Origin of the sequence: Psychromonas antarctica, assembly GCF_022267535.1 — a bacterium.
Classification (GTDB): Bacteria; Pseudomonadota; Gammaproteobacteria; order Enterobacterales; family Psychromonadaceae; genus Psychromonas; species Psychromonas antarctica.
In genome coordinates this window covers 1-6,997 of sequence record NZ_JAHNZV010000128.1, presented here as the reverse complement: position 1 = coordinate 6,997, position 6,997 = coordinate 1, and the positions used below count along the sequence as shown (strand labels likewise).

6 protein-coding genes are annotated in these 6,997 nt (G+C 39.0%); 3 read left to right on the top strand and 3 right to left on the bottom strand.

What is annotated here, in order from left to right:
• Positions 1-95: 95 nt before the first annotated feature.
• Positions 96-848 (bottom strand): GGDEF domain-containing protein, encoded by a 753-nt coding sequence (locus KSO91_RS15290; RefSeq protein ID WP_238743897.1) that lies wholly within the window; start codon positions 846-848, stop codon positions 96-98.
• A gap of 352 nt (positions 849-1,200) precedes the next feature.
• Here KSO91_RS15290 and KSO91_RS15285 point away from each other — a divergent pair, with 352 nt between their 5' ends.
• Entirely contained in the window at positions 1,201-1,797 is a 597-nt protein-coding gene (locus KSO91_RS15285) for a MarC family protein (protein WP_238743896.1), read from the top strand.
• A 26-nt stretch (positions 1,798-1,823) separates the two neighbouring features.
• Here KSO91_RS15285 and KSO91_RS15280 read toward each other — a convergent pair whose 3' ends face one another.
• Positions 1,824-2,588: an SDR family NAD(P)-dependent oxidoreductase gene (locus KSO91_RS15280; RefSeq protein ID WP_238743895.1), complete on the bottom strand. Its 765-nt coding sequence runs from the start codon at positions 2,586-2,588 to the stop codon at positions 1,824-1,826.
• Positions 2,589-2,608: 20 nt separating this feature from the next.
• Complete coding sequence (dinB, locus tag KSO91_RS15275; RefSeq protein WP_275114019.1) at positions 2,609-3,721, bottom strand: DNA polymerase IV; 1,113 nt, start codon at positions 3,719-3,721, stop codon at positions 2,609-2,611.
• A 137-nt stretch (positions 3,722-3,858) separates the two neighbouring features.
• Here dinB and KSO91_RS15270 point away from each other — a divergent pair, with 137 nt between their 5' ends.
• Positions 3,859-6,258: a heavy metal translocating P-type ATPase gene (locus tag KSO91_RS15270; RefSeq protein ID WP_238743894.1), complete on the top strand. Its 2,400-nt coding sequence runs from the start codon at positions 3,859-3,861 to the stop codon at positions 6,256-6,258.
• 17 nt (positions 6,259-6,275) lie between these two features.
• Entirely contained in the window at positions 6,276-6,665 is a 390-nt protein-coding gene (cueR, locus tag KSO91_RS15265; protein ID WP_238743893.1) for a Cu(I)-responsive transcriptional regulator, read from the top strand.
• Positions 6,666-6,997: the final 332 nt, after the last annotated feature.

Here is a 6,997-nt window from a genome sequence, read left to right as displayed (position 1 = left end):
TAGCTTGATCCTTGCCTGTTTGAAAAAGGAAAAACCAAGGAAAGCACAGGTTGACGAGCATAAAATGGAAAAACAGCTGAAAAAGCTGTTTTATCTTAGCAAAGATCATTTGAGCGAGAATTGCTGAATTTTCGTCCTACCGCTTTTAACACCTGATCCCCCAACAGATGACCCCACTGATCATTAAACGCTTTGAAATGATCAATATCAGCCATTATTAAACATAAACCATTGTTTTCTTTATCTAAATAAAGTGATGCCTCGGTATTAAATGCATTGCGATTTAATAAGCCTGTCAATGAATCATACAGAGCCTGTTTTTGACTTTTTTTAAGCTGCTCTTTTAATGAAGCTATTTCTCTTTTTGCTATCGCTAAACTATTACTAAAAAACTGTGTTGAGCGTTGCATGCCTTTTGAATCACTCTCCAGCTTTTTAAGTAAACCTACCACATCATCGACTGAGCAGCCATCTTCTTCAACACGGTGCAAATCTACAAATGTTTTAGCGAAAGATTGCTGGAACTTGTTCGTATCACTATCCGTATCGATGATTGTCTGATCCAATTCTACGAGCATTTTATCAATACTCTGCCTAAGATCCCATGCGGTTGTATCGGCTTTATCTGCGACAAATTCACGATACAACGATTCAGCCTGAATCGGTGGACAAACACCTTTATTAGCAATTAGCTTGTCTAATTGTTCATTTAATTCTGGCAGCTCATTAGAGACATAGCTATACCATAAAGAATAATTCAATGGCGTTGTGGGAACTTTATATTTCATCATTAAAGGCACCGCTTTTTTTAAATTTTCTGCCGATTTAATAATCAAATCTTTATTCATAATCATGATCCTATTTAACGGGTACATTTTGCTTTACTAACAGGTTCATATGAGCATAGCGTGAAACAATTAGCGTTGGTATTAATTTTGCAAGATTCATTGATATAACGCCTGTATTTAATCCTTTGTCAGATTTACATCCGCTATCAAAGCAAGTACCCTTGCGCTCTTCACTTAAAGGACCTTGCTGCAAACTATCTTCCTTAACTGCCGATGTTAAAAAACTTATTTAAAGTCGCGCTATTATGGTTCGTTAACTACTTATGGAAAGGTTTTTATTTTACGTGCCTGAGTGACTCGCCTGTAATAGAGTGAAAAAACCACTTTTGGAATTAAGTAAAAAGGCTACATAATGGATATCGCGATTTACCTGCATGCGTTAACTGCACTTTTTGTTATTATCGACCCGATTGGTGCCGCCCTTATTTTTAACTCTTTAACGGCTGATAGTGATAAAAAGCACCGTCACATAATGGCGATAAAAGCCGTTGTTATTAGCGGCATCACACTGATTTTATTTGGTAATTATGGAGAGACGCTGTTTTCTCATTTAAGCATCAATATTAACTCTCTGCGTATCTCTGGTGGTTTATTACTGTTTTTCACCGCATTCAACATGATAACAAAAGCCATGGATTTTTCTCGCTCGGGCAAGGATGATGATATTTCCGTCTTTCCAATGTCCATTCCTTTGCTTGCGGGACCAGGCACATTAACGCTTTCTATTCTGTTGTTTTCTCACACTTCAGAAATAACCGGCACGATTGCAGTATCGATTGCGATTATCAGCATATTAACTTTGACCCTATTATTGATGCTGGTATCTAAATACTTGAAAAAAATTATTGGTAAAACCGGTGATGAAATTTTAAAACGTTTCTTGGGCGTAATATTGGCCGCGTTAGCCATTCAATTTATTTATGACGGGATTAAAAACATCGCTTTTTAAGCGTATATTGGGAACAAATTTATTTACTATTTTTGAATATAATAAGCCAATTTTCGAGTGATAGAACGCGGTGAAAGTTGCGCCATCAAGGCCCCAAATTTATTTACCCCACCCGGGATCACAATCGCTTTATGTAAGTTCGCTAGCGCATAATCGACCACCGCCTGCTTTTCCATCACCCGCAATCTAAAGAGAAGTGAACCAGATAGGTCTGCAACCTGTGCAAATTCAGTATTAGTAGCACCAGGGCAAAGCGCACTGACTTGGATTTGCTTCTCTTTTAACTCTTCATGTAACGCTTCGCTGAAGGATAAAACAAAGGCTTTACTGGCATAATAAACGGCTAAATTAGGACCGGCCTGAAATGCGGCCGTTGAAGCAACATTAACAATAAAGCTAAGTTCCACCTCAAATTCAGCTATCGCTAGATAAGTTAGTGCCACTAAGCTGCGAATATTAACTTGCAACATATCTAAATGTGTATTTACATCAATTTCAGAAAATAGTCCTCGTTGACCAAATCCGGCATTATTGATTAATCCAACGAGAGATAACGCGTTGCTTTGCAAATAATCTATTATCTGTTGGCCTGCCAGATCGTCTCGTAGATCGACACAAAAAGAATGAATAACGAGATCAGGATATTGTAAGCACAACTGTTGTTGAAGAGTGAATAGACGCTCTTCGCGACGCGCAACGAGTAATAAAGAAAAGCCTTTCTGCGCAAGTTGTCGAGCAAATTCTTCGCCCAAGCCGGCACTCGCTCCGGTAATTAATACCACTTTTTCCATATTTACCTTACCCATTCACTTTAACTAAAACCATTATCAATAAAACTAAGCTGTAATGCATTACCACTATCAGCGCGACGCTCTTCTATGCCTACAGAGATGCCAAGCAGGCGAATCGGTTTATGTGGGTTTTTATCTAGTAGATAATGCAATAAAATTTTCAACATAGTAAAAGATAATTCGGATGATTGCCGTTCACTGCTTTTAATTGAAAAGTCATTGAACTTAATCTTGACTCCAACCTTATTGATAACCTTATCTTTGAGCACTTTCTGTAAGCGTCTTTCGAGTTCACTATAAACCAATCTCATTTTTTCAAGACACTGCTCTTCACTAATCAGATCCAAAGCAAAGGTCTGTTCAACAGCCAATGATTTTCGTTGTATATTCGCTTTAACCGTCCGTTCATCAATTCCTTGACTGAAATTAATCAGCGCAGCGCCAAGCTTGCCAAACTCAGATAATAACTTTTGTGCTGGATATTGCTGCACATCTAAGCAGGTAAATAATCCTTTTAACGCCAATTTTTGCTGCGCAACTTTGCCAACACCCGGTATTTTTTTTAGGGCTAATGTTTTGATAAAAATGCAGACCTGAGCAGGCGTTATCACGCACTGACCATTAGGTTTATTTTCATCGGACGCTATTTTTGCTAAAAATTTGCACGGTGCAATGCCTGCGGAAGCCGTTAAATTTAGTTCTTCAAAAATAGCACGACGAATATCTTCAGCAATATAAGTAGCAGAACCATTGAACAAAGTGCAATCTGAAACATCCAAAAAAGCTTCATCAAGAGAAAGTGGTTCAACTAAATCCGTATAACGGTAAAAAATTTCTTTTATTTTTTGTGAAACAGCTACATAAACTGACATACGTCCAGGAACAATCAATAGATCAGGGCAGAGTTGCTTGGCTTTAAAACTCGGCATTGCAGAGCGCACACCAAATTTACGAGCCAGATAGTTGCACGTAGATAGCACTGCTCGATGCTCACTTTTCCCACCTATTGCTAAAGGAATATCACGATATTGAGGATTATCACGCATTTCTACGGCAGCGTAAAAACAGTCCATATCAATATGAATAATTTTCCGTTGCCGGGTTAGTTGCGCAGTTAAAGTTTGTTCAGCCAAAATAGACACCTGTTTATATAGACAGCTTTATTTTCTAGTGTTTTTTATAAATTGCAAATATTTACTGAATTTATATTGACCTTACCCTAAGGGTAATAGCTAGACTATTATGAGTAGATTAATATTTAGGAGATCATATGTCTTATTCATCAATATTAAAGTTACCCGTGTATGGTATGAATTGTGCGGCTTGTGCAAGTCGATTACAAGCGGCCTTAAATAAGATTAACGGGATCAGTGCTGAAGTTAATTTTGCGTTAGAAAGTGCGCAAATAAGTTTTACCGATAACATTGATCACGCTAATACCCTGACGACTATTTTAGCTGTTTTAGATAAGAACGATTACCAAACAGACAGAGAAACGTTGCTTATCTCTGTGAGCGGATGGAATTGTGCAAGTTGTGCCAATAAAACCACTAAAGTGCTCAATGCACATCCTTTTATTCTTGCTGCAAATAGCAATCTTGCTACCGATACGGTGCAAATTCAGACCATTCAAGGGGCATTAAAAAAGACCGATATTGACCATTTTTCAACTCAGCTTCCTTATCAGCTAAGCATTAAGTCCAAGCATAATTTTAAACAACAAAACCAACAAAAAGTTGCACTACAACAAAAGCAGAATAACAAAGCGCGATTGAATATACTGGCGGCCACTTTATTAAGTATTCCTTTTTTAATCAGCATGGTGCACATGTTTATCTATCAAGATCAGCCTTTATTAACGCCATGGTTAGAGTTTCTTTTAGCCACGCCAGTACAATTTATAATTGGTAGCCGTTTTTATAAAGGTGCTTGGTTAAGCATTAAAAATTTCACCACCAATATGGATGTATTGATAATATTGGGAACCAGTGCTGCCTATTTTTATAGCCTCGCTATTATCTTGTCAGGCAGCGATTCCCCACTCTACTTTGAATCAAGTACACTGGTTATCTCCTTAGTGACATTGGGAAAATATTTGGAACATCGCGCCAAGCAAAGTACCAGTAGTGCGATCAACGCATTAATGGCTCTACGCCCAGATACTGCAAGGGTAAAAAAAGGCAAAAAATTTATTGATGTCAATATCGACGAGGTACAGATAGGCGATCAGGTACAAGTGGCTATTGGTGAAAAAGTGGCCGTTGATGGCCTTGTGATTGAAGGTCAAAGTTACTTAGATGAATCGTTATTAACTGGCGAAAGCAAAGCTATTTTGAAAGTAGCAAACAGCCAGGTTATCGCTGGCAGCCTCAATGGTGATGGAGTATTACTGGTTAAGACAGAAGCGGTTGGCGAGTCGACTAGCCTCAGCAAAATCATAGCTTTAGTTGAGAATGCGCAAATGAGCAAGGCACCTATAATGCAGTTGGTTGACAAAATCAGCGCTATTTTTGTGCCTATAGTGTTACTAATTGCGACGCTGACATTTATGACTTGGTATTTTATCAGTGGTGATTTCCAACATGCATTGATTAGCGCGGTGGCCGTATTAGTCATCGCCTGCCCTTGCGCATTAGGTTTGGCAACACCGACGGCAATGGTAGTTGGTACTGGCGTTGCCGCGCAGCATGGGATATTAATAAAAGATATTAAAACCCTGCAGCTGGCTTATAAATTACAAACTATCATTTTTGATAAAACGGGCACCCTTACCCAAGGTAATGGGAAGATTGATACAATCGTCAGTATTGACAATGATAAGGTTTCCCTGCTTAGTAAAATCAATGCATTACAAGTTGGTAGCAAACACCCCATCGCCCATGCGGTCAAAAGTTACTGTTTAGATGCCAAAATAGAGGCGGTTACAGCTAAAGAGGTGCAAGCCATAAGCGGTGAGGGAATATATGGCAAACTAGAGGGGAAATTGCTGATTGCGGGTAATCTAGCGATGATGCAACGTTTTCAAATTAACGTCCCCACGCAATATACAGACGATACAATGACCGCAGCGGGCAGCTTAATTTATGCCGCTTGTGACGGTGTGTTTTTAGGATATATAACTATTGTCGATCAACTCCGTCCGGAAAGTTTAGAGGCGATACAAGCGCTTCATAAACGTAATATTGAAACGGTTATTTTAAGCGGCGATAAGCGCAGCGTGGTTGAGCAGATCAGTGCCCAATTAAAGATAAGCAAGAGCTTCGCCGAACTAAAGCCCGAACAAAAACTGGCGCACCTGTTAACACTGCAAAAACATAAACCAGTCGCGATGGTCGGCGATGGAGTTAATGATGCCCCAGCCCTCGCACAAGCAGATGTCAGCATTGCCATGGGTACGGGTAGTGATGTTGCCAAAGAGAGTGCGTCGATTACTTTAATGCGTAATGATCCGCGCTTGGTAGTACAAGCAATTGATATTTCTAAAGCGACTTGGGTTAAAATACAACAAAACTTATTTTGGGCCTTTATTTTTAATACAGTGGCTATTCCTGCTGCCGCGATGGGATACTTAAGTCCAGCAATTGCAGGTGGTGCTATGGCCTTGTCCAGTATTACCGTATTAACCAATTCATTATTACTTAAACGTTTTAAGCTTACTAAAAGCGATTGATCTACCAAGGAATAACTATGTTATCTATCAGCCAAGCGGCGAAAAAAACGGGATTATCCGTAAAATCAATTCGTCATTATGAACAAATAGGACTAATTCCCCCTCCCCTACGAGGGGACAATGAATACCGTTATTACACAGAGGTATCCATTAAGCAGTTACATTTCATTAAAGGCACTAAAGATGCGGGTTTTAACCTAAAAGAAAGTAAAGCATTACTACAGTTATGCGAAAATGAAACCCGCAGCAGTGCCGATGTAAAAGTCATTGCATTACAGAAAATAGAAGAGTTACAAGCACGTATCGACCAGCAGCAATTGCTCTTAGATCGCCTCAAAAAGATGACTCAAGATTGCCATGGAGATGATCAAGCAAGCTGCCCAATTATTGATGCATTCGCTAAATAAAAACCGACTAATAGCACACGTCCAAAAATAATACGTGAATTTTGCGGGTGGATATGATCACAAATATGCTCATTACCTATTCATTTATGCTTGTTAAAATAAATACTAACTTAGTTATTACTTTCATCCATTTCCCTTACACCTAAAATAAATAATTTAATAAGTAAGTTAGCTATTACGTTAGTAAAAACCTCCGATAAGACACATCGAGTAGGGTGAGGCTTTTGCCTCATCCCTCTCACAGAACCGTACGTACGGACCTCGTATACGGCTCCTGTATTCTTATATTCCATCATTTCGTTTTAACAAACGCTGAGGGAGCAAGCCAACCT

Bases quoted from the DNA above. Each gene is read 5' to 3' on its own strand.
- KSO91_RS15270 (WP_238743894.1), top strand. From the start codon at position 3,859: ATGTCTTATTCATCAATATTAAAGTTACCCGTGTATGGTATGAATTGT.
- KSO91_RS15290 (WP_238743897.1), bottom strand. From the start codon at position 848: ATGAATAAAGATTTGATTATTAAATCGGCAGAAAATTTAAAAAAAGCG.
- KSO91_RS15280 (WP_238743895.1), bottom strand. From the start codon at position 2,588: ATGGAAAAAGTGGTATTAATTACCGGAGCGAGTGCCGGCTTGGGCGAA.
- cueR (WP_238743893.1), top strand. From the start codon at position 6,276: ATGTTATCTATCAGCCAAGCGGCGAAAAAAACGGGATTATCCGTAAAA.
- KSO91_RS15285 (WP_238743896.1), top strand. From the start codon at position 1,201: ATGGATATCGCGATTTACCTGCATGCGTTAACTGCACTTTTTGTTATT.